Consider the following 23,953-nt stretch of genomic DNA (forward strand, 5'->3'; position numbering starts at 1 on the left):
AAACTAATTTTCATGAAGAAAAATACAATAGCTGTAATTTTATTACTGGCTTCATTACATGGTGCCGTCAATGCACAGGCGGGAGCAGGTGGGGACGATCCTAAAAGTTATGTTGGAGATATCAACCAGATGTTTGCTTCTGCTCCAACTTCCAATAATCTGATGAAATTTGAGGAGGTTCCGGTGAGTTATTACACGGGAATTCCGGATATCAGTATTCCGCTGGTGAGTATTCCGACAACTAATTCCAAAGTTTCTGTCGGTGTTCAGCTGAAATATCACCCGTTAAGTGCCAAACCTGATGACAGAGCAAGTGAAACCGGGTTAGGCTGGAGCCTTATTGCAGGGGGAACTATTTCCAGAACAGTGAGAGGAGGAAATCCTGATGAAAAGAACAGAACGATCGCATTTTCGAACCCACCGAAAGCCAAGTATGGAATTTATTTTGAAGCACTGAATCCCACCTCGAAACTGATGAAGGATCAGACTATCGATCTGAATGATTATAGTTTTAATGCAGCGATGGGAATGTATGACACAGAATATGATCTGTATCAGTATAATTTCATGGGACAATCTGGCAGATTTTATATTGTAAAAGATGATAATGGAAAATATAAGGCTGAAAAGCTGGATAAAAATAATTTAAAGATCATTATTAATAATACTGTTCCCAACGAGATTACCAGTTTTACGGTAGTGGATGATAAAGGAATCCGGTATACTTTTGAGGGAATGGAAAAATCCCAGAAAACAATTAATAGTGTTAAGACCGGCCTTACCACAGGGATCGGAAATCCAAATCCAAGCACGGAAATCAGCAATTATTGGGCGGGATATAACTTAACAACGATTAAAGACCAGAATGGAATTCTTCTTGCGACCTTCAATTACGGAACCGATTCAACGGTAAAATTTGAAGAAACGCCAACGACCACAAGGCGACTGGCAAGCGATGTATACTATACCAATAACTCACAGACCGCCAACGGAGTTCTGCAAAATCCTGACGGAAGCATGCCGGGAGCCAGTGAAACCCAATATGTGTTTAATACTTCAATTACCAAACTACTGACCAGTATTGAGGTGAGAGGAAAAGGAACGATCTATCTGAACTATGAAAAAGGGAGACAGGATTCTAACTATACGGAACCTTCAGAACTTTATAAACTGAAATCTGTACAGAGCAATTATGTCGGCCAGAATGCCCAGCAGTATACTGATAAATATATTTTGGATTACGGGTACTCAAACACCAATTTTCAGCCTGAAAGCGGAGCGATGCAGACCTTACAGAAAATGATCCTGACCAAAGTCACCAAAACGGCACCTAATACCCAAAACCAGGAATATATCCTTGACTATTCTGCGCCTTCCGGAGTTTTTCAAAAGGACAGATGGGGATATTATACAGGTTTGAATGATGCTTACAAAGCCGATGTTCTACAGTCATTAACGTATCCTACCCAAGGAAAAACAGTTTTTGATTTCGGACTCAATACGTATAGTCATTATTATAATGCAACAGGAATGTCTCAGGTTGAAGGCTATTGGAGGACCCAGGGCTATAATTTCAATGTAAATTTCGGACAGTTCAGCAATACGGTTAAAAAAGAATTTTTTACGGTGAATACGGCTCAAACTGTCAATCTGCATTATACATTTGGTAATTTAATTAATTTTGGGTGGGATTTTTACATTTATAAAAAAAATGCCGACAATACATTTACGGAAGTGGAGCATATTGGTATGGGCAATCAAACCTGTAACAAACCTCAACCTCCGGCTTGTCCTGTTTTAGGCTTAGGTGCTGATGGAGTCATTCAGACTGAATTAACCAAACAGAAATATTTTGAACCCGGTGTTTATTACGCTGCATTAAAAGGCAGTTACTATCCTTCAAATCCTGATGATACCTTAGATTTCTTTGAAGCATCCACTTCAGAAGATATTTTTGTGAATGAAAAAATCCGTTCAGGTGGAGGATTAAGGATCAATACAATTACTTATTATGAAAATCCGGCATCAGGAATACCTTCGAAAACCTATGCTTATAATTATCAAAACATTAATGATGCTCAGCGGAGCAGCGGCGCTCTGGTATTCCCCGAGCCCGTAACCAGTTTTGTTGATTCTTACTCTTACAGAAATAAGCTTAACGGCGCTACCATAAATTACAGCGCTAATTTCAAAGTAACCACTGATTATAATATCCTACCCGTGCAGAAAACCCAGGGATCGGATGTTGGATACAAATATGTAACCGTAGAGCAGCTGGATAAGGATAATAACAGTAAAGGAAAAACGGTTCATACGTTCAGGTCTCCTTTGGATTTTCCTAATGAAGGATATTTATCAGCCACTCTGCCTGTGGTTCCTATTCCCAATCTGGATTATCTTAGAGGACAGTCTGTCTCTGAAAAAATCTATAATAATGCAGGACAAATTCTGTCGGAAACCAGTACAGAATATACAAGTGCTGAATTTGAAAAGAATGACGGGGTTAAATTAAGAGATAATTTTGAAAAAAATATGATCGGTGAATATTATGGATTCAGCAGTTATCAGGCTATGGTTAACCAATTGCAACTTGGCGTTGCATTAACCACTCCTTATAAGAATTTTGAAAAATTCGGGGTGACTTTACCCACCCAGAAGCAGCAGAAATCTTATTTCTATAAAAACGGGGTTCAGAGTTCCGTGGTGACCACTACCAATACTACTTACAATCCTGAAGACTATCCGGTGGGCGTTACACAAAGTGTCCAGGGCGGAGATACGTATGTGTCGGGATATAAATATGCTAAGGAAAAAGCCAATCAAAGACTCATTGATGCCAATATGCTGGGAATTCCGCTGGAAACAGAATCCAGCAAGAACGGGCGGGTAGTATCGAAAGTAGAAACACAGTATAATCATCTTATTTATCTGCTTCCGAGTTCGGTAGTATCCTCAGATGTACAGACCGGTGCTTCTTACACGGAAGTAACGTATGAGAAGTATGATGCTTACGGTAATTTAAAACAGTACAAAACCAAGGACGGAGTTTCTGTATCGATCGTCTGGGGATATAATTTTACACAACCTATAGCCAAGATAGAAGGAATTACCTATGAAGAACTGGAACAGGCCGTATCCACACCGCTTGCCGAAGCGGTATGGGCTTCTGATACCGATGCACAGTCCCCGTCAGGCGGAGACGAGACAGCCTTACTATCAAAATTGGATAACCTCAGAGCAGGACTTATCAACCTGAGTATTCCGGTGACTACCTATACGTACGATCCGCTGATTGGCGTGAGAACCATCACGCAGCCCTCCGGAGCACAGGAATATTACGATTATGATTCAGCAAACCGTCTGAAAGCAATCAGGCAGAAAGAAACCGATGCCAATAATGCAGTGTCGTACAAAACGGTCAAAGAATTTAATTACCATTACAAAAACTAATCATCTTGAAAAAAATCATACTACCCATTATTATACTATCCTCTTCTTCTGGTCTCCTGCATGCGCAGGCAAGTACGAATGAGAATTATGTCCAGTCCACCACTTACATCGATTATCCTGCAGGACAGGCGGCGAAAAAGGCGGTGAGCGTTCAGTATTTCGACGGGTTGGGAAGACCCAAGCAGACTGTCAGTGTACAGGCAACTCCGCAGGGCCGGGATGTGGTATCGCATATCGTCTATGATGCCTTCGGAAGAGTGGCCAGCGAATATCTCCCGGTTCCCCAGGGAGGCACCCAGAATGGAGCGATTTACTCCAATCCTCTATCCAACCTAACAGGTACACCTTACGGAAATGAAAAAATCTACAGTGAGAAGCTGCTGGAAAGCTCTCCTCTGGACCGGGTTCTGGAACAGAAACAGCCGGGAACAGCATGGAACGATAAACCCGTAAAATTTGAATACGGCACGAATACCGGTACCGAGGTAAAAAAATATGGGGTCACCACCACATGGTCTTATGGAGCTACCAATTCATCCATAGCCGCGCCGGTAGATTATGGAGCCAACCAGCTGTACAAAACTACAGTAACGGATGAAGACGGTAACGCCACCACAGAATTTAAAAATACAAAAGGGCAGGTAATTCTGGTCAGAAAAGCCCTGAGTGATACTCAGAATGCCGACACGTACTACCTCTATAATGAATATGACCAGCTTGCCGCGGTAATCCCTCCGAAAGCGGTCCCGCTCAACATCAGCCAGTTGACGCTGGATGATTTATGCTACCAGTACAGCTATGACGGGCGAAACAGGCTGGCAGGGAAAAAGCTTCCGGGAAAAGGCTGGGAATATATGGTATACGATAAACAGGACCGGTTGGTCATGACTCAGGATGCCGAGCTGGGGAAAGCCAGCCAGTGGCTGTTTACGAAATATGATGCGTTCGGAAGACCCGTCTACACCGGAATGTATACCGGAACACAGACCTATGGTCCCCAGGGAAGAGCAGCGGAGCAGGCAAATGTGGAAACCAAAGGCAGCAATAACGAATCCCGCGGCGGCTCTTCTCCGGATGCAACCGTGGCATCGCTTAATTATAATAATGCAGCGTACCCTACCTCGAATATTAAGATTTTAACGATCAATTATTACGATACCTTCCCGAGAGATCCGTATTTTCCCAATGATCTTCCCGATACCATCCTTAATCAGAAGGTGATCATTAACAGCCAGAGCGGAAATGTAAAAGGGCTGTTGCTCGCTTCCTATGTTAAAAATATAGAAAACGATGACTGGACCCGGAATTTTATGCTGTACGATCCGAAAGGACGCCTGATAGGCAGCCGTTCCGTCAATCATTTAGGAGGATCTACCCATATCGATATGAAGCTTAATTTTGCGGGTCTCACAGAGCAGAGCATCACACGGCACAAAAGATTAAATACCGATACGGAAAAGGTGATCACCGAAAATTTCACGTATGATCATCAGAACAGGCCCCTGGTCCACAAACATAAAGTAGATAACAATACTGAAGAAATTCTGTCCCAGAATAAATACAACGAACTCTCCCAGCTGGAACAGAAGAAAGTAGGAGGCATCAATCCGGGTTCTCCGCTCCAGACAATCGATTACCAGTACAACATCAGGGGATGGATGACCGGAATTAATGATCCTGCGAATTTAGGAAGTGATCTGTTCGGATATAAAATCAAATACAACCAGGTAGAAGGGATGGAAAACCCGAATAATGATTTTATGGAGCTGAAAGTAAAGCCTAGATACAACGGTAATATTGCAGAAGTAGACTGGAAAACCGCCACCGCTTCCAATGATTATACCAGAAGGTACGGCTATGTCTATGATAAACTAAACAGGATGGTAGCCGGTTTTTACCAAAGAGACAACAATCCTTCGGGAAAAGAATTTTTTGAAAAACTGGATTACGATCTCAACGGAAATATTGAAAGACTCAAAAGATCTTCGGATGCTTCTACGGGAAATCCTACAACTCTCTATATTGATGATCTTACGTATGTTAACGAGGGAAACAGGTTAAAAACTGTTACGGATGCCTCCACCAATTACAACGGATATCCGGATGCATCAGGAAATACCATTGCATATGATCTTAACGGTAATATGATCGATCATAAAGACAAAGGGATATTGCAGATTAGCTATAATATACTCAGCCTTCCCCGTTATATAAAGTTTGACCAGCTTTACTTCACAAGAGGAGTCTGGCAGAATGTTAACCTGAATTATACCTATAGAGCAGACGGAACAAAACTCATGAAGGTTTATAAATACAGTGAAAATGCTGTGTATAAACAAAAAATCACAGAATATCTGGATGGTTTCCAATATGAAGTGATTTCTACCAATTCCGATCCATTGATAAAATTTGTTCCTACCTCGGAAGGGTATTATAATTTTGAAAATAATAAGTATATTTACAACTATACAGATCACCTGGGAAATGTAAGATTAAGTTATATGAACAACAGCACCGGACTTGAAGTTGTAGAAGAAAGCAACTATTATCCTTTTGGATTAAAGCACCAGGGATATAATGCTCTGGCCGGAAACCCTGCTTATAAATATGGTTATAATGGAAAGGAACTGCAGGAGGCAACAGGTTGGAGTGATTATGGAGCGAGATTCTATATGCCGGATTTGGGAAGATGGGGTGTGGTGGATCCTTGGCGGAAACTTCCAGAAGATTTTCACCATATACCTATGCTGTAAACAATCCTATAAGGTTTATTGATCCTGACGGTAGAGAAGCGAAACACATTGGATTCACTCAAATAGTGAGAAACGATGGTACAACTATAGTAACAATGACTTTTACTGGAAAAGTTATTAATGAGACAGGTAAAAATTTTACATCTGAACAAATGAATTCTTATACTAATAGAATAAGTGAATCATTAAAAAGTACATATGGAATAAAAGACAGCAAATTTGAAGTAAATGTAATTACAGATATTTCAGTTGTATCAGAAAATAATCCTCTTTCAAAGACTGATCATGCTATTAGACTTGTCAAAGATGGAGATATCCCAAATGGGCAGGGTGGGTATGAAGAAAAAGGAACATTAGGAAAGGCTACTTTTGGAGATAATGTTGCATATATTGGGGAACAAATTTTAGATAGAGAGCCAGCAGCAACTGGAGAGTTTGCTGGTACGGGGAAAACTACTGATGGAAAAGGTACCTTGGATCGTACTATTTCCCATGAATTTGGTCACTCTGCGAATCTTCAAAACCATGATTGGCCAAATGGAAATACAATGTTACCAACCAATGATCCTAAGGCTGGCAAAACAATATTACCTGATCAAATTTATCAAATGATGGATGCATTTGATAGTGGAAAGCTTAACAGTGGTATTCAAGAATTATCAGTCGGACAATAATTTTTATTAATCAAAAATGATCATGATAAAGTTTTTTATATTTTTTATAAGTTTAAATATTTCTGCTCAGGATTTAAATAATGAATTTCAAGTATCTTTTCAAGATGGTTTTGACAATGACGTAGTCTCTTTAAAAGTAGAAAACTGTGGTGTTATTAGAAATAAGATATTAAAATCAAGAGAAATAGGTTTTACAGGAGTGAGGATAGAATTTTATTCAAATAAAATTACAGTATTTGAAAATAGGAATATTATCTATGAGGAAAAATGTAGTTTAAATCTAAATAAAGACTTAAAATTACATTTAATTTTAAATAATAATAAAAGTAAAATACTTATTAATGTTAATAAAGGAAAATATATAGGATTAAGTAAAAATATAAAAAAGGATCAGTTTAAATTTCAACAAATTAATCGCCCTTTTGAATATGATTAATTTTCGTTTTTAAATCTTATTCAGTGTTTGAAAACTCTGAATAGGCAGCGTTTCCAACTGTAAGAAAAAAAAGGTATTCTGGAGAATTTTAGCCTTTAAAGCTTAGAAATTTTTCGGAAATAACTCTTTATTAATTTTAAATCTGCATAGTTTTACGATGGACAAGAAAGAATTATTAAACAACAAGATTTCTGGAAACCCGCTCTCGTGAATCTATTATCTGTGATTAATTATAAAAACAACCCTGGTAGAATTGCTGGGGTTTAATTTTAAAAATACTTTTCAAACGTTAAAATTCTGAGTTTCTCAGGACTGTATATAATATTTATAATTTAAGATAAGTATAGAGGAAATGCAAGACTAAGCTATATGAACAGCAGCACCGGACTTGAAGTTGTAGAAGAAAGCAACTATTATCCTTTTGGACTAAAGCACCAGGGATATAATGCTTTGGCCGGAGACCCTGCTTATCAATATCAATATAATGGTAGGGAATTACAGAAAGAAAGTGGATGTATGATTATGGAGCGAGATTTTATATGCCGGATTTAGGAAGATGGGGTGTGGTGGATCCGCTGGCGGAGAAAGATAGAAGATGGACTCCTTATCGCTATGCTTATAATAATCCTGTTATATTTATTGATCCGGATGGGAGGAACGAGGATTGGTACGAAAATATTGAAACTAATAATAAAGAATGGTTTGACGGAAATAAAGAAATTGAAGGGTACAAACATTTAGGAATTCAGTACAAGATGGAAATTTAAATTATGCATCTGATGGCAAAGTTTATGATGATTCTCCTGAAGGTAAAGGCCAGGAAATTAACCCTGAAACTAACATTAAAGAAATAAGTATCACTAAAGAAAAAAGTTTTGATTTGATGAGATGGATTAGTGGTCTTCGTAATAATAAGGAAACTTTTTATAGTTTCTCGGGTGGAGCAAATGATCCTGATGCTGAAACATTGAAGAAGCTTAGACCACGAGATCATATTGAAGCTAATGACATGTTTTATATGATATTTATGTTTTATGGTAGAAATACAAGACTTAGTGGTGGTACTACAGGGTTTCAAGAAGCTCTTGTACAGTTTGGTCTTGATGTAGAAGGTATTGGAAATCCTGTAAAAGGTTTATCAGGACCAGAGCCTGCAAAATCAGATACATTTGGCATTTGGGACAGACAAGCGACGGGAATTTTACGTAGTAATGATGGATCTCCATTTGGTGTAGAATATAAAAATGTAAGAGGAGAAGGACTAAGTAAAAGAACATTAGATTCATTAAATAAAGTGATTAAGGACTCTAATAATTATTGGAATAAGCAATTAATTAAGTAGATTATGAGATATATTATGTTATGCAGCTTATTCATCTGTTTTGGATGTAAAAAAGAAATCTCTGAAAAAATATACTATCCGAACGGAAAGCTTAATTATATTTTAAATAAGCAAACAGATACTACTAAAATTACGTTTTTTGATAAAAATGAGAAAGCTGCGATGTATCTGAATTTTTATAAAGATCATATTATCGGTAATTTTTCTTATGGTAAAAATTCCAATTTACCATTTAAAGATTCTATTGTTATTGATAGTATGAAAGGAGCATATTTTTATAGTACTGAATATGTTTTTTTTGAAACAAGTGCTAAGATCATGGGATCTTACAGGTACAAAAGAAACTTAGATTTTAGAAAAGCATTACAAAGCATACAACCATTTGGTATTCATAATACCTTTGATATGAAAGGGGCTATTATTGGAAAGACCGAATATACCATTGTAAATGACACTATATATAACACTAAAATTGCTCTGTAGAATGAATTGTCAAATACGTTTATTAATAATAATATCTTCTGTTTTTTTAATAAAATCATGCACAAAAGAAAACGATTTACCTTATAGTATTTATGATAAAAATGGCTTTATTAAAGCAGATGGAAAGTTTAAAGGAGATCAGTTTATAGATACAATTTATGTTTATAAAGAAAAAGATACTGATATCTATAATGATCATTTTGATACTTTGATAATCATAGATAGTTCAAAAGGTAGTTGTTTTTATGGTACTGAAATTGTGGAAGAAAAAAAAACACATAAACTTTTTTCTAAGGGAGTGTATAGGTTTAAAAAATCTTCTGATCCGAGAAAATGTTATGAAAGTAAATTGAAGACCGGGTATTTTGAATTTCATAATATTGATGGCAGCTTACATTCAAAAAAACTTTATCAGATAAATGGAGATTCTTCTTATGTAGTAGATCCGGGTAAAAATAATAATTAAAATTTAATCCCGCGGATTTGATTTACTATAAAACAACCCTGGTAATTGTGCTGGGGTCTGATTTTACAATCATGAAAATATCAAATGATGAAAATAATGGAATGCTCTTCTTATTTGCTATAGATTTAGTAATCATAATGAAAATTTATTCTAAGCAACTTTTGCTCTGAAAACTTCGTGTTATTTTTCTAAATTCTATAAATTAATCTTACAAATGAGAAAAGTAAAAGTTCAAAAAAAGATGAATCTGAAAAATAAAGGAAATACAGGTAGTAATAATTAAAAATCAAGAATCTTGACGTAGAATTTAGGTAAGTTACGTTATATAGAAAGTAGCGCCAGACTTGAAGTCATAAGCACGGAGATATAATGCTTTAGCCAGAAATCCTGCTTATCAGTATAAATATAACGGCAAGGAATTACAGAAAGAAAGCGGGATGTATGACTATGGAGCAAGATTTTATATGCCGGATTTAGGGAGATGGGGTGTGGCGGATCCTTTGGCAGAGAAAGATAGAAGATGGACTCCTTATCGCTATGCTTATAATAATCCTGTTATATTTATTGATCCGGATGGGAGGAATGAGGATTGGTACGAAAATATTGAAACTAATAATAAATAATGGTTTGACGGAAATAAAGAAATTGAAGGGTACAAACATCTAGGAAATTCAGTACAAGATGGAAATTTAAATTATGCATCTGATGGCAAAGTTTATGATGATTCTCCTGAAGGTAAAGGCCAGGAAATTAACCCTGAAACTAACATTAAAGAAATAAGTATCAGATGAGAAAGGAACAATAATTGGCTCTACTACTGTATTGAAAGCTGGTGAAGCATATATGAATAACCCCAAAAATAATGATCTTAAAGTAGTAATTACTAAAAGTGAAAAAAATCCGGCATTAGAAGACTTATCTAAAATTGGGCAAAGGTCAGTTCATGAAGGAGGACATTCGGCAGGACTAGATCATTCTTGGGAGAAAAATTCTGGAGTACCTCTAGATAAAGCATCTCAAGAATCCAATGCTTTGAATTCAGGACAACAAGAATCAGTATATCCTGTCTCTAATGGTTCTAATATGACAATAACGCAACAACAAATTCATAAAATATTTAATAATCCTAAAATTCCAGAAAAAAATGAATAAATTTATTTTAATACTATTTTTATCAACTGTTTACTTTAAAGCACAGGTAAACCCAATATTAAAAAAAGCTATATTTTATACGGTAAGAGTCACTTTCGAAGATTCTATATATTTAGATAACCCATATCGAAAGTCATTTAAATCCTACGTTGCCAATACGAAATGGGATAGTATAAACTATCCAACAATTCTAAATTTTGAAGGAAAATTTAAAAATGATAGAATTTCAGTTTATGATTTGGGAGAGAAGGATATTTTTGATTTAAAGGAACCGCAGTTGAAGAAAATTATTTTTTTTGATAATGTTACAACAGATAAACTTAGTGGTTCCGCGGGAGTTAGTTTTATTATAAATCAAAAGAAGAAGAAAAACTCTTTTTTAATTCAATTGTCTGATGGAAATAGTATTATAATCAGTGCTAGTGAAAATTATCATTTTATCAATTTATATTTTAACCGTGAAAAAAAATATTGGCATATTATATATAGTAATTATATTTCAATCGGTACGTAATGCAGGTTCTAATTTATAGAGGACTATTTGAAATATTAAACTACATTCAATAGTATGAGAGTTTGCTTTCTAGTTTAAGTAAGCAGAAATGTAATCTTTTAAATTTATAATCAGGCGTTACGATCTATGACAAATTAAACAGAATGCTAGCCGGTTTTTACCAACGAGACAACAATCCTTCAGCAAAAGAATTTTTTGAAAAACTGGATTACGATCTCAACGGAAATATCGAAAGACTCAAAAGGTCTGCGGATGCTTCTACGGGAAACCCTACGACCCTGTATATTGATGACCTTACGTATGTCAACGAGGGAAACAGGTTAAAAACTGTTACGGACGCCTCCACCAATTACAACGGATATCCGGATGCGTCAGGAAATACCATTGCATATGATCTTAACGGTAATATGATCGACCATAAAGACAAAGGGATATTGCAGATCAAATATAATTATTTAAGTCTCCCGGATCACCAGACATTTGATCAGACGTACCTTGTAAGGAATTTTTTTGGTGGAACAACCGAAACCCGCGATATTACAACCAAATATTTGTATGCAGCAGACGGAACAAAACTGAAAAAAACATACACTTACGGCGTATCTAAAAATAATTCGGAAGCTGCTACCGTTACAGATTATTTAGATGGTTTTCAATATGAAGGGCAGGGTATACTGACAAGTATTGTTCCACAAATTTTAAAATTTATTCCTACTTCGGAAGGGTATTATAATTTTGAAAATAATAGGTATATTTACAACTATACAGATCACCTGGGAAATGTAAGACTAAGCTATATGAACAGCAGCGCCGGACTTGAAGTCATAGAAGAAAGCAACTATTATCCTTTTGGATTAAAGCACCAGGGATATAATGCTTTGGCCGGAAACCCTGCCTATCAATATGAGTATAATGGTAAAGAATTACAGAAAGAAAGTGGGATGTATGATTATGGAGCAAGATTCTACATGCCGGATATTGGAAGATGGGGTGTGGTGGATCCGCTGGCGGAGAAGATGACAAGGCACAGTCTTTATAATTACGCGTTCAATAACCCAATTAGATTCATAGACCCAGATGGGATGGCCCCAGAGGGTGATTATTACACAAAATTTGGTAGATACTTAGGAAATGATGGAAAAAATGATGGAAAGGTTTATGTCTCTGATGGTATTGGTAAAGATAAAAAAGGTAACGCCTTTTTTGCTAATGCTAAGGAAATTAATATAACTCAGAGTAAATTGGAGCAGAAGGCTTCTACCGTATATGGCGAAAGTACTGCATTTAAATCTGAGATGGGAAATGAATTGAAAAAAGAAATGTATTCTATCGCAAGTGTTCACGAAACAAATGATACGGCATATGGAAATAACAGTGAACAGGCAGAATCATTTAGAGATACTGATAAAATAGATAGAAATGGAACTAAAATGCAGATTGCTGTTGGTGCAGTAATTAATGCTACAACAGGAGGACCTGATTACAGTAATGGTGCTTCACAATGGGATGGGAAAGAGCAAGGACAGTATAATATTGATGCAGCTCATACTAAAATGAATAATGGTGCAAAGATAGAATTACATATGAATACGATGGGTTGGAATATTTCGGATGCTCATTATTCCAAGTGGAGAAGTGCTATAGGTCCAAGCTTTAAAGCACCACAAGTAAAAGCGGCTACAACAGGTATGAATCAGGGGAAAATTAGACTTAACTCTACAGCAGTGTATAATCAAACAATTTTTTGGAAAGTAACGAAATGAGAATAGTAATTATTTTAACAGCGATTTTATTGACTAATTGTTCAAAAAAAAATGATGGTAAACCTATTGAAGATGTAAAAGTCCAAAAAAATAATTCCATAGATATTCTGGAAGATGGGAAAAGATTTTTCACTTATGTGTATAACGAGCAAAACTTACCTACTGAATCAATATTATATAATACACAAACAAATAATTTAGAATCTAAATCGAAATTTAACTATCAAAATGGAAAGTTTAGTTATGTTTCTGTAAATAATTTGAAAGATGATGATTATACCCAATCTGTATTAAATTATTTGTACCAAGCTAAATATTTATCCAGCAAAGGAATTAAAATTGAGCATCCTGAAATAGTCGGTAGCGAAATTGGTGATTTGTCTAATCTCTTATCTATTGGGGATGGTTATAAAGACTTTAAAAAAGACTCTATTGTAAACGGAAATGAGAAGACTATAATTTATAAAAGCTTTAATAAAAAAATCCGTTTTTATCCTTCTTATATTACGTTATTTATTCCTGAAGACGAAATCATCAAAGAGTATAATTTGGTAATTAAAGATAGTTTGCCAATAAAGGAAACCTTTTTACTGGAGAATAATCAGAGTTTAAAAAGAAAATATTTTTATGAAAACAAGAGAATCAAAAAAATAACTTACATAAGTTCTGACCCAACTAATAAACTACGAAAAGAATTTATTTATAAGAATTAAAATGCAAAAAAAATTACTTATTTAAATTGCACCCACAAGTTTAAACAAGATTAAATAATATTTAATAGGAAAGAGTTCGGTACAATACCGAAACTATTTCTCTTTAGAAGGAGTGACCTATTCCCAATATGGAAAGGATAAGGCTGTTGTTGGTATAAATGGGCAAAACGGTTATTTACCTAGATACACGGAGGTTCCTGGTAAAGATGGTCAATATAACTTTGGAGCCTTTATACCTTCTGTTACGTAATGTCTGGTATTATCATCGTCTTTCCAATTTGCCTGGTGTAGATACAAGCAAAAATATTTTTAGTCATTCACATCCCGGAGATCATGGTAATCCGGAAGCATCTGTACCTGACAGAAATACAGCAAGAGCAAGTTGCTTACTAGGAACATTTCAAGTATCAAGTAAAGGAGTTTATAAAATAATACCCAGAGAATGAGAATACTTTATATTATATTAGTTGTAATTGGAAGTTTATGTTATGGACAAGATTATACTCCCGATTTTGATATCTCAAAATTTATACAAACTGGAGGAATTTCAAAAGAAATCTATCGTAAGAAAAATGGAAAATTAGAGCTTAACGAAAGATTTTATTACGATAAGAATTCTTCAATATTAAAATTAACAACACATCAAATATTACTGGATGGCAATATTCGTAAAGAAATTAATTTTTTTTTAGATTCTAAAAATCGTATTGTGAAAGAAGAAATCCAAATATCTGATCCTTATGATTCTAATCTTTATATGACGCAAATTATAAAGTTCGAATATTTTGATTCTCATAAAACTATGTCATTTTATGATAAAAAAAACAAATTGTATCTCAAAGAATATTTTATTTATAACGATAAAAAAGAATTGGTTGAGAATTTTAGTGTTTCCGTTGGTGATCTTGTTTTACATAAAAGAACTATTTACTACAGGGAAAATGATTATCAAATAAATGAAACAGAGACTTATACAGATCTTAAATATAAAACTATTGTAAAAACAAAGATTGATAAACGAGGATTCCCTTTTTATATTGAATCAGAAGGAGTGCTTACAGAAGGTACCGAAGTTATGCCAAAGCAAATTACTTATTATGAAAATGAAACAGATTCAAAAGGAAATTTATCAAAAGTATTTATTATTAATGACAAAAAGAAAGAATTGATTAAAGAGGTAATTAATAGATATGAATAGATAAAATATTATGTTCCCTGGTTCGCGTGAGCATCTCGCTTGTGATTCTAAATAAAGCAGAATATCTTGAAAAAGTATTCTGCTTTTATCTATTTCAATAATGGTTCTTGTCTGCAGAATTTATTAAAGAAAGCAACTACACTACTATCCTTTTGGATTAAAGTACCAGGGATATAATGCTTTAGCTGGAAATCCTGCTTATAAATATGGTTATAACGGAAAGGAACTGCAGGAGGCAACAGGTTGGAGTGATTATGGAGCGAGATTCTATATGCCGGATTTGGGAAGATGGGGTGTTGTTGATCCCTTGGCAGAGAAAGATAGAAGATGGACTCCTTATCGCTACGCTTATAATAATCCTGTTATATTTATTGATCCGGATGGGAGAAATGAGGATATTTATGAAATAGACGAAAATGCAAACTTAACTTGGAAAGCAGAATCAAATAGAGATGTTGTTTATGCTTCTAAGAATTTTGATAGTAGTGGTAATCTTAAATCCGAAAACGATGGAGGTGTTGATGTTGGAGAAAAAGGATATATTGCAAAAAATTCTTTCAGTAAAGAAGTAGAAGTTTTAGATGCAGGGAAAACCATAAAGATGAAATATGATTACATAAAATTTGGAGGAAATACTGAGGGTGCACAACAATTTTTTAATTATGTAGCAGAGAATACAAGTGTAGAATTTAATAGAAACATATTTACAAATAATAGAAATGATAAGTTTAATTTTGTAGGTACATCTTATAAAGAAGATAAAGTTCCCCTTGTACATTTAGGAGCTACATTAGAAGAAAGTGAACATAGTCATCCTGATGCAAATACATTTTGGCCAAGTGGACTTAATGTATATTATAATGACTCTACAGGTAAGTTTAGATCTGATCAAGGTATACCAACAGGTGACGTTATTACAGCGAAAGAAAATCCAAATACAAAATTTTTATTATATGCACCGAATTATAGTGGAGGGGCATTAAGATTACAGTATAATAATGAGAAAGTTATTTCAATAACTAATCAAGGAAAAAAATAGAAATGAAAAAGATAATATTATTATTAATAGTAAGCATGTTCCATTTTTGCACTGCTCAAAAAATTATAAAATCACTAGATGATAAGAATTTGATCGAAAATATTGTAACTCAGTTTAGTGAAAAAGCAAAAATAAAAAATGAAAATTCTGTTTTTGCATTATATTTTAAAGAAAACCCTGAGATCACAGAAGTACAAGGTGGTATAGAAAATAAACAAATTTATGATGGATTCACTGCTACTATTTACAGATTCGAACATCAGGATCAAGTAAACGCATTTGCTAAAGACTTTGATGTTTATTCAACATCAAAAAATATATTTTATATTTTTGATAGAAGTAGTAACTCGGAATTTTTAAAAAGATTGAAGAAAAATAAATTATCAGTTCTTGATATCAATTATAATTCTACTACTGGATATGATCCTAAATCATGGGTGTTAAATTTTGATTCGGAAAATCTTTTAAAAGAATGTTATCCTTATGATTGTAACTAAAATGATAAACTGGTTATGGGTGGATATGCAAATAAAAATTCCAGTATCAGTTAAGCTACATTTTGATAGATTTTGTTTTGAAGTAGGGCAGGAGCTCCAAAAAAAAAAAATTGATATAGTTTTAAGTGGATAAATTATATGCCTGAAGTCGGACGATTTTTCAACATAGATCCTTTGGCTGAAAAATTCCCATATAACAGCACTTATGCCATTCAAGAAAATAAAATGGGAATGGAAGGGAATTGAAGGTCTTGAACTAGTTCCTATCGAATTTCTGATGATGTCTAATTCTGTGGTAAGGCCAACTACTCCTATTGCGGAAACGATGATACGGGAAACTCAGATTGAAGGAATTATATTAACTGGAAGAGCGACCCCACCAAATTGGATTTTTTGAAAGAATTGGAAATGCTATCAGCAAAGGTTGGGACTCTCTTACAGGTAATAATAAACCTGAAACTACCAATACTATGGATAAAACTATAGACCAAATAAAACCTGAAAGTATTACTGAACAAGTAAAACCTGAAAATAGCAATGAATTTACAAAACCTGAAGGTTGGGACACGAAACAGACTAAAAGTCCTGGTGTACAACATAAAGATCCAAATAATCCACGTAACAATGTTCGGGAAATGGAAGGAAATGAAAATAGCCCCAACCCTTTACAACAAAAGGATTATATAGATATCAAAAAGATGGAGTACTTTACGATAAAGATGGGCAGCCGACAAATGGAGGGAGAACACCAGAATCTCATATTCCAAAAACAGAATTTGATCAAACTAAAATGCCACCATTTGATTAATAAATAATATTATGTATAAAGAATTTAAAGAAAGATTAATAGAATTGTCAGATATAAATCTTCAAAAGAAATTATGGTTAAATATTGATAATACTACGGGATTGGTATCTTCTTATTCGGAATTGTTTAATACTTTATTAGGTGATTTTGATTATGATTATGAAATAAAAGATATAGACAACAATAATTTAAAGCAAAATCTTTTTAAATTAAAAGAAATGTTAGAGAAATATCAAGAACCCCCTTCTTATGATGAAAATTATGATGATAGTATTATTCTTGATGATCCAAAATGGAAAGAAATCGTAGACTTTACAAAGGTTGTAATTGAAGATATAAATAAAGATTCTGCGATAAAAGATCTTTGACTTTGAACTGATAAAAAAACAGAACAATAATAAATCTCGCATTACTAGAATAGCAAACTTAGGCTTTATAAGAAGAAAATAAGAAACTAAAATGAAAAGTTAGTGTATTTTAAATGTGTAAATTAAAAAGTATTCTGTAAACCGATCTCGCGAATTTATAATCCGTGATTAATTATAAAAACAACCCTGGTAGAATTGCTGGGGTTTAATTTTAAAAATACTTTTCAAACGTTAAAATTCTGAGTTTCTCACGACTGTAGATAATATTTATAATTTGAGATAAGTATAGAGGAAATGTAAGATTAAGCTATATGAACAGCAGCACTGGACTTGAAGTCATAGAAGAAAGCAACTATTATCCTTTTGGATTAAAGCACCAGGGATATAATGCTTTGGCCGGAAACCCTGCCTATCAATATCAATATAATGGCAAGGAATTACAGAAAGAAAGTGGTATGTATGACTATGGAGCAAGATTTTATATGCCGGATTTAGGGAGATGGGGTGTGGTGGATCCTTTGGCAGAGAAAGATAGAAGATGGACTCCTTATCGCTATGCTTATAATAATCCTGTTATATTTATTGATCCGGATGGGAGGAATGAGGATTGGTACGAAAATATTGAAACTAATAATAAAGAATGGTTTGACGGAAATAAAGAAATTGAAGGGTACAAACATCTAGGAAATTCAGTACAAGATGGAAATTTAAATTATGCATCTGATGGCAAAGTTTATGATGATTCTCCTGAAGGTAAAGGCCAGGAAATTAACCCTGAAACTAACATTAAAGAAATAAGTATCACTAAAGAAAAAAGTTTTGATTTGATGAGATGGATTAGTGGTCTTCGTAATAATAAGGAAACTTTTTATAGTTTCTCGGGTGGAACAAATGATCCTGATGCTGAAACATTAAAAAAGCTTAGGCCGGGAGATAATATTGAAGCTAACAATATGTTTGAGTATATAATCAATGGATATGGTAGAGCTATAAAATCTGTAAATTTAAGCCCAGATAGCTTCCAAGCCGGTATAGATGGATTAAGTATTGTTGGACTTACAGATATATTTAAAAGTAATGATAGCATAAATATTAGTGCTACACTTTATTATCCGTATCCCCATGATACTATAAAAACACTATCTGAGAAAAAAATGAGTGAAGGAAGACAAAATCTTCAAAAGAAAGTTGATTCAATCAATGACGTTGAATATAAAAAAGGTTGGCATTTTAAGACATATGAATGGTAAAATTAAAATAATCGTAGGTTCATTTATTCTATTAATACTTATTAATTGTAATAATGATAAAAAAGAAAATCTGTTTCAATTAGCTGAATTAAAAAATTATAAAATTACTACTACTAAAATTAATGATTCTATAGTAAAGATTAATGGCAGTAGCAAGGATTATACTATTGAAGGCAACATGAATATTTATGATAGTTCCAGACAAAATTGGTGGAAAATAAATAATCAGATTATTAATGAAAAATATGAAATAGAATATGTATATCTTGATAAACAAATTGAAAATCAAATTAAAGTATACAAAAATGGAAAACTCTACAAAAGGGCAAGTAAATTTTATACTAAATCGATTAATAATAATAAATTAAGTTTTAATTTCTACTTTCCCGTTTCAAAATTTAATACTAGTCAAGTAAATTTTAACTATGCTATTTCTGACACAATTGAAAGGAAGATAATTAAAGAAGGAAAATTAAATTGTATTAATAAAACTGACCATTATTATTGTTCAGTACCAATTAGTAAAAATGAAAGTATAATTGGAATAGTGACCAATTTTTCAGATTTTAAGAAGAAAGATAGTGTAAATCTTGCTGTAGATAGAATGTTTATAAAGTAAATAATAACCCGATCATATTTCGCGGATGACAGAGACGAGACGTAATTTTCTACGTAATAATGATGGGTCTCCGTTTGGTGTAGAATATAAAAATGGAGCAGTATACTAACTGGAAAGGGGAAAAATACTGCGTCAGACCAGAAAGCAATAACAGCTGGTTATAATTATAACAGAGTAGGATGGAAAAAATAAAAATATCTAAAATTGCTTTTATTCCACTAGTAATATTTGCTATCAATTTTATTATTTATTTATTGATAGAAATTTTTGGAGTAATTTATACATATAGTAGTACTGCGAAGAAAATATATTTATTCTTTTGTTTTCCGATGAATGTATTGGGACTTATAATATCTATATACATTTTCAGACAATTTTTTTCTAAAAAGAAAAATTTTTGGGAAATAATACTTTTTTTACCATTATTGATGTTTATTTTTTATTTCTATATTCTTCCTCTCATAAAAGGTTAAATAAACAAAAACGTTGATATTACTGGGTTTTATTCTGTGAGCAATAATAGATAACTCACCGTATTGCGGTGGGTTATCTAAAATATAGTATTTTTTCAGTCTTGATCTCGCAAATTTATGATACTGAAGTGTTGAAAAAACTTATGAGATAATATCGAAGCGATTAATATATTTGAATATATAATCAATGAATATTGTAGAGCTATAAAATATGTAAATTTAAGCCCGATAGCTTCCAAGCCGGTATAGATGGATTAAGTAATTGTTGGACTTACAGATATATTTAAAAGTAATGATAGCATAAATATTAGTGCTACACTTTATTATCCGTATCCCCATGATACTATAAAAACAGTATCTGAGAAAAAATGAGTGAAGGAAGACACAATCTTCAAAAGAAAGTTGATTCAATCAATGACGTCGAATATAAAAAAGGTTGGCATTTCATATGGATGGAACCAAAACTTGATGGATTTTTCAAATCAGTAAAAGATACAAAGGGAAAGGGAATAATAATAGACGAATCCCAAAAATACCATAGATAATGAAAAAAAATCTATATTTCATCTGCGCTATTTTAATGTCATGTTCTAAAAATAGACCACTAAAGCCTACTGAAATTACAGGTTCTGATGAAAATATTGCTTTAACTCTTGCAGAAAACAAATGGAGTGAAGTTTATGGGAAACCTACAATAAACAAAGAAAAACCATTTAGAGTACAAAAGAAAAATGATAGCATATACATTATTAAAGGCTCTTATCCAAAAGATGAAATCACTGGGGTAGCCTATGCAGAAGTGAATGTAAAGACAAGGGAAGTTATTAAATATACTCACGGAGAATAATAAATATCATAGGTAATTTATCAACCCTTGATAGTGCGAAATTTCGCTTGGGCAGTTTCTAACTACCGCAAGTATCTTTATTCTGCAGTAATCTGATTCTCTAATAAGGCAGAATTTACTAGATCTTACAAATTTATAATTTTAAAAGATCACCCTGACAAATTGCTGGGGTTTTTATTTAAATCCTGAAAAATATCATTAATGGAAATGATCAGTTATAAGAACTTGCCGGACAGTCGGTATAAGAATTTAAGAACATCATGGGAAACTAAAGAGAATGAATAGTTTTTGAATGATATAAAATTTATCGTTTTTATGCTAAAGCAAAAGAAAAAGCGGAAATTTGCAAGTGACAACTCGTAGTCAAGACTGCTAAATAAAATATCCATTATTTTTCAAAATTTTTATAAATCCATAACCATGAGGAAACTTATATACATCATTTTTTTCTATTCATCATTATGTACTTCTCAAATTAGCATAACGCTGAAGATCATTGGTAAAAATTCAGGACCCAATAACGGCAGGCGATTAGAAATTAGAATAAAAAATGAAACGGAAGTTAGTTACGCCTTACCGATAGATACTGTTGATTTCAAACCATTTTATCAGGATGAATCTTGTACTGATTTTTCTGAACCGGATAACTTAATGCTTGCAAATAATTTTGAAAACGAAAGAGGAGAGACCTCAATGGCTATTCCAGGCTTTACATTATTGGGTACAATTGATGAGAATGATAAAAAAGTCATTAAAGAAATGCAGCGTAGAAAATCACGGGTAGAATTACAACAGAGAGAAACCAAACTTTGGAAAAAGAAAAATAAAATAGGTAAGAGTGTTATTTGGGCAGCTAAAAATAAGTTTTTATACTCGAATATTTTAATTCTTAAACCTAAACAGGAAATCATATATTATAAAATATTCAGTCCCGAAAAGTTTAATCTTGATTCGATAACAGGCAATTATAATTACTATAATTTTAATTTAAATGAATACTATTTGTTTTCTTTGAATTATTGTGTAGATTACAAAATTTATCAATATTTAACGCAAAAGCAAAAAGACAAATTATCAGGCTATCAGCTTTTTTCGGGTTATTTGCGAAGTAATGTACTGCGATGGGACTAAATTATAAGATAAGGCCCTTTTTTTATTTCTAATTATTTTCACTCACAAATAGTCAAAACATGGAAGTCAAATCCAAAAGAAGAAACCAAAGTTAAATTTGTGACATGAGTAATGAAAAAACTTATGATAGTTGATTTACTGTAGGATCTGTTTTATAATACCGGATTGAAGATTTCGGAAAAATAAATTAAATGAGATAAAGATGAATTTTTTGAGATACCTGTACTCTAAATATTATTATTTTCAAATTAAAGTTGGAAATGCAGACATTGCGAAATATACACCACTGCTATTAATAACTTTTTTTCTAAATTTTTATGTTGTATTTTTTTTGTTATTAATTAAAATATTATTCAAAGTTAATTTTCTTCAATTTTCGAAGGAAATTTATTTTAGTGTTTTCTTTCTTATTTTATTATTACTGTACATATTATTAGTATATAATATGAGATATCGAGAAATTATCAATAATGATAAAATCAAAAGTAAAAAGAGCTTATTGGCAGTACTCTTTCCAATTATTGGCTTTATATTATTTAATTTAAGTTGTATCATTATGATGTTACACAATGAAGTGATCTTGACTTATTAAAAAAAAATAGATTAGTTGTTTGCTATAAAAAAAGGGATTAGGAAATTAGTGCCGCTAAACAAAAAAAAATCCTATCCCTTGTACCAAGTACTAAGCAAAGATACAATAGAATTAGAAATTGCACCTTATATTCCAATTGGAAAAAGAGGTTTCAAATCAAAAGCACCTATTTGTGAGATTATTAACTGTATTTTATATAAACTTAAAACAGGCATTCAATGGTATCTTTTACCTGTTTTACAATTGTTCAGTAAAGAAGTTCTACATTATAAGACAGTTTTCGGCTACTACCGTCAATGGTGTAAAGCCGGAATATGGAGAGCCTGCTGGAGTGGTATTTTACAAAACAATAAATCAATGATCGATTTGTCCAGCGCAGATGTAGACGGCAGCCACACTCCGGCGTTAAGGGGAGGTGAAGCCGTTGGATATCAGGGTAGGAAAAAGCGTAAAACAACTAATGCCCTTTATTTGTCGGATCGAAATGGCTTGCCACTGGCCATGTCGATCCCTGTGTGTGGAAATCATAACGATTTGTTTAATATTGAAAAACATTTTACAGAAATGACCAATTTTTTACAGGAGTCGGGTATCTCATTGGATGGTCTTTTTGTGAATTTTGATGCCGGATTTGATGCGGAGAATCTACGTTTAAGAGCGTCAGAATTGGGGATAATAGCCAATATTGCTCATAATAAAAGAAACTCTAATACAGATAATGACCATTATTTTGATCATCAACTATACAAAGAGCGATACGCCATAGAAAGAACAAATGCCTGGCTGGATAGTTTCAGATCGGTGCTCAACAGGTTTGATACCACCATTACCAGCTGGATAGGATTTAATTATTTAGCTTTTATTGTTATTGCCTGTAAAAAGATGATGAAAAAGTCGAGATGAGTTCAATCAAAACAAATTATAGAGTATAATCCAAGGATAATTTTTATATTTCTGAAAGTCTGACCTTTCAATAATTTTTAAAAATGAATTTAATTATTTAATTCGTCTTAAAAACAGGAAGTTTAACACGGAAGTTTACCTATGCATATTCTCAACACAACGACGCATTCAAAAGTCTTGGTTAATATTTAATATCAAAAGACTTCAAGGTTTAAAGCATAAAAAAAATAAATACAATATGAAATCGCTAATTTTTATGATTCCCTTTTGTGTCCTGTTGTTATCATGTACAAGCTACCCAAACATAATAAGCGGCCAGTATCATTCTAAGGAAATTTCGTCTGAATACAATCTGACATTAAGGAATGATAGTACTTATTCTTACTTAATTGGATTTAAGGGCACTCTAATTTCAAAATGCAATGGCAAATGGAGTCAAGGTCAAGCTGCTGAAAAAAATACCTTAGTTTTAAAATGTAATA

General features: G+C 33.1%; 22 protein-coding genes and 4 pseudogenes. All 26 read left to right on the plus strand.

The genetic code is table 11. The annotated features are described in order from the left end of the window. The first annotated feature begins 12 nt into the window (after positions 1-12). Positions 13-3,450, plus strand: coding sequence for a hypothetical protein (locus tag ODZ84_RS01785; protein ID WP_266175306.1), 3,438 nt, complete (start codon positions 13-15; stop codon positions 3,448-3,450). A gap of 5 nt (positions 3,451-3,455) precedes the next feature. Next, a complete protein-coding gene (locus ODZ84_RS01790; protein WP_266175307.1) occupies positions 3,456-6,203 on the plus strand; it encodes a DUF6443 domain-containing protein in 2,748 nt (915 codons plus the stop codon). Positions 6,204-6,268: 65 nt separating this feature from the next. Next, entirely contained in the window at positions 6,269-6,877 is a 609-nt protein-coding gene (locus tag ODZ84_RS01795; protein ID WP_266175308.1) for a hypothetical protein, read from the plus strand. Between the two features lie 22 nt (positions 6,878-6,899). Beyond that, positions 6,900-7,313 carry a hypothetical protein gene (locus ODZ84_RS01800; RefSeq protein WP_266175309.1) on the plus strand — a complete coding sequence of 138 codons (414 nt, stop codon included), beginning with the start codon at positions 6,900-6,902 and terminating at the stop codon, positions 7,311-7,313. Between the two features lie 348 nt (positions 7,314-7,661). Further along, a pseudogene (locus ODZ84_RS23550) lies at positions 7,662-7,966 on the plus strand (RHS repeat-associated core domain-containing protein); the annotation flags it as partial. Positions 7,967-8,193: 227 nt separating this feature from the next. Continuing rightward, entirely contained in the window at positions 8,194-8,655 is a 462-nt protein-coding gene (locus ODZ84_RS01815; protein ID WP_266175312.1) for a hypothetical protein, read from the plus strand. Between the two features lie 3 nt (positions 8,656-8,658). Then, complete coding sequence (locus ODZ84_RS01820) at positions 8,659-9,138, plus strand: hypothetical protein (protein ID WP_266175313.1); 480 nt, start codon at positions 8,659-8,661, stop codon at positions 9,136-9,138. Between the two features lies 1 nt (position 9,139). After that, positions 9,140-9,604, plus strand: a complete 465-nt coding sequence (locus tag ODZ84_RS01825; RefSeq protein ID WP_266175314.1) for a hypothetical protein — start codon at positions 9,140-9,142, stop codon at positions 9,602-9,604. A 368-nt stretch (positions 9,605-9,972) separates the two neighbouring features. Continuing rightward, a pseudogene (locus tag ODZ84_RS01830) lies at positions 9,973-10,182 on the plus strand (RHS repeat-associated core domain-containing protein); the annotation flags it as partial. Positions 10,183-10,426: 244 nt separating this feature from the next. After that, positions 10,427-10,756 carry a hypothetical protein gene (locus ODZ84_RS01835; protein WP_266175315.1) on the plus strand — a complete coding sequence of 110 codons (330 nt, stop codon included), beginning with the start codon at positions 10,427-10,429 and terminating at the stop codon, positions 10,754-10,756. Beyond that, positions 10,749-11,270: a hypothetical protein gene (locus ODZ84_RS01840; RefSeq protein ID WP_266175316.1), complete on the plus strand. Its 522-nt coding sequence runs from the start codon at positions 10,749-10,751 to the stop codon at positions 11,268-11,270. The genes ODZ84_RS01835 and ODZ84_RS01840 overlap by 8 nt, the downstream gene beginning before the upstream one ends. A 143-nt stretch (positions 11,271-11,413) precedes the next feature. Next, a complete protein-coding gene (locus ODZ84_RS01845; RefSeq protein ID WP_266175317.1) occupies positions 11,414-13,033 on the plus strand; it encodes an RHS repeat domain-containing protein in 1,620 nt (539 codons plus the stop codon). Continuing rightward, positions 13,015-13,746, plus strand: a complete 732-nt coding sequence (locus tag ODZ84_RS01850) for a hypothetical protein (RefSeq protein ID WP_266175318.1) — start codon at positions 13,015-13,017, stop codon at positions 13,744-13,746. The genes ODZ84_RS01845 and ODZ84_RS01850 overlap by 19 nt, the downstream gene beginning before the upstream one ends. Before the next feature lie 442 nt (positions 13,747-14,188). After that, complete coding sequence (locus ODZ84_RS01855; RefSeq protein WP_266175319.1) at positions 14,189-14,944, plus strand: hypothetical protein; 756 nt, start codon at positions 14,189-14,191, stop codon at positions 14,942-14,944. A gap of 139 nt (positions 14,945-15,083) precedes the next feature. Beyond that, a pseudogene (locus ODZ84_RS23555) lies at positions 15,084-15,329 on the plus strand (RHS repeat-associated core domain-containing protein); the annotation flags it as partial. A gap of 21 nt (positions 15,330-15,350) precedes the next feature. Continuing rightward, positions 15,351-15,983 (plus strand): JAB-like toxin 1 domain-containing protein, encoded by a 633-nt coding sequence (locus ODZ84_RS01865; protein ID WP_408612451.1) that lies wholly within the window; start codon positions 15,351-15,353, stop codon positions 15,981-15,983. Positions 15,984-15,985: 2 nt separating this feature from the next. Next, positions 15,986-16,480, plus strand: a complete 495-nt coding sequence (locus ODZ84_RS01870) for a hypothetical protein (RefSeq protein WP_266175320.1) — start codon at positions 15,986-15,988, stop codon at positions 16,478-16,480. Positions 16,481-16,685: 205 nt separating this feature from the next. Next, a complete protein-coding gene (locus ODZ84_RS01875; protein ID WP_266175321.1) occupies positions 16,686-16,877 on the plus strand; it encodes a hypothetical protein in 192 nt (63 codons plus the stop codon). Positions 16,878-16,950: 73 nt separating this feature from the next. Beyond that, a complete protein-coding gene (locus ODZ84_RS01880; protein ID WP_266175322.1) occupies positions 16,951-17,295 on the plus strand; it encodes a hypothetical protein in 345 nt (114 codons plus the stop codon). Positions 17,296-17,299: 4 nt separating this feature from the next. Continuing rightward, the gene (locus ODZ84_RS01885) at positions 17,300-17,656 is read left to right on the plus strand and encodes a hypothetical protein (RefSeq protein ID WP_266175323.1); all 357 of its coding nucleotides are present in this window, start codon (positions 17,300-17,302) and stop codon (positions 17,654-17,656) included. A gap of 290 nt (positions 17,657-17,946) precedes the next feature. After that, positions 17,947-18,255, plus strand: a pseudogene (locus ODZ84_RS23560) (RHS repeat-associated core domain-containing protein); the annotation flags it as partial. A 640-nt stretch (positions 18,256-18,895) separates the two neighbouring features. Beyond that, entirely contained in the window at positions 18,896-19,525 is a 630-nt protein-coding gene (locus ODZ84_RS01895; RefSeq protein WP_266175324.1) for a hypothetical protein, read from the plus strand. An 841-nt stretch (positions 19,526-20,366) separates the two neighbouring features. Continuing rightward, positions 20,367-20,543, plus strand: coding sequence for a hypothetical protein (locus ODZ84_RS01900; protein WP_266175325.1), 177 nt, complete (start codon positions 20,367-20,369; stop codon positions 20,541-20,543). Then, a complete protein-coding gene (locus ODZ84_RS01905; RefSeq protein WP_266175326.1) occupies positions 20,543-20,845 on the plus strand; it encodes an NTF2 fold immunity protein in 303 nt (100 codons plus the stop codon). Before ODZ84_RS01900 ends, ODZ84_RS01905 begins: the two co-directional genes overlap by 1 nt. Before the next feature lie 420 nt (positions 20,846-21,265). Beyond that, on the plus strand, positions 21,266-21,976 hold the full coding sequence (locus tag ODZ84_RS01910; protein WP_266175327.1) for a hypothetical protein: 711 nt from the start codon (positions 21,266-21,268) through the stop codon (positions 21,974-21,976). A gap of 640 nt (positions 21,977-22,616) precedes the next feature. Then, positions 22,617-23,471, plus strand: a complete 855-nt coding sequence (locus ODZ84_RS01915; RefSeq protein ID WP_266173844.1) for an IS5 family transposase — start codon at positions 22,617-22,619, stop codon at positions 23,469-23,471. Positions 23,472-23,953 lie beyond the last annotated feature (482 nt).

Origin of the sequence: Chryseobacterium fluminis, from assembly GCF_026314945.1 — a bacterium.
GTDB lineage: Bacteria > Bacteroidota > Bacteroidia > Flavobacteriales > Weeksellaceae > Chryseobacterium > Chryseobacterium fluminis.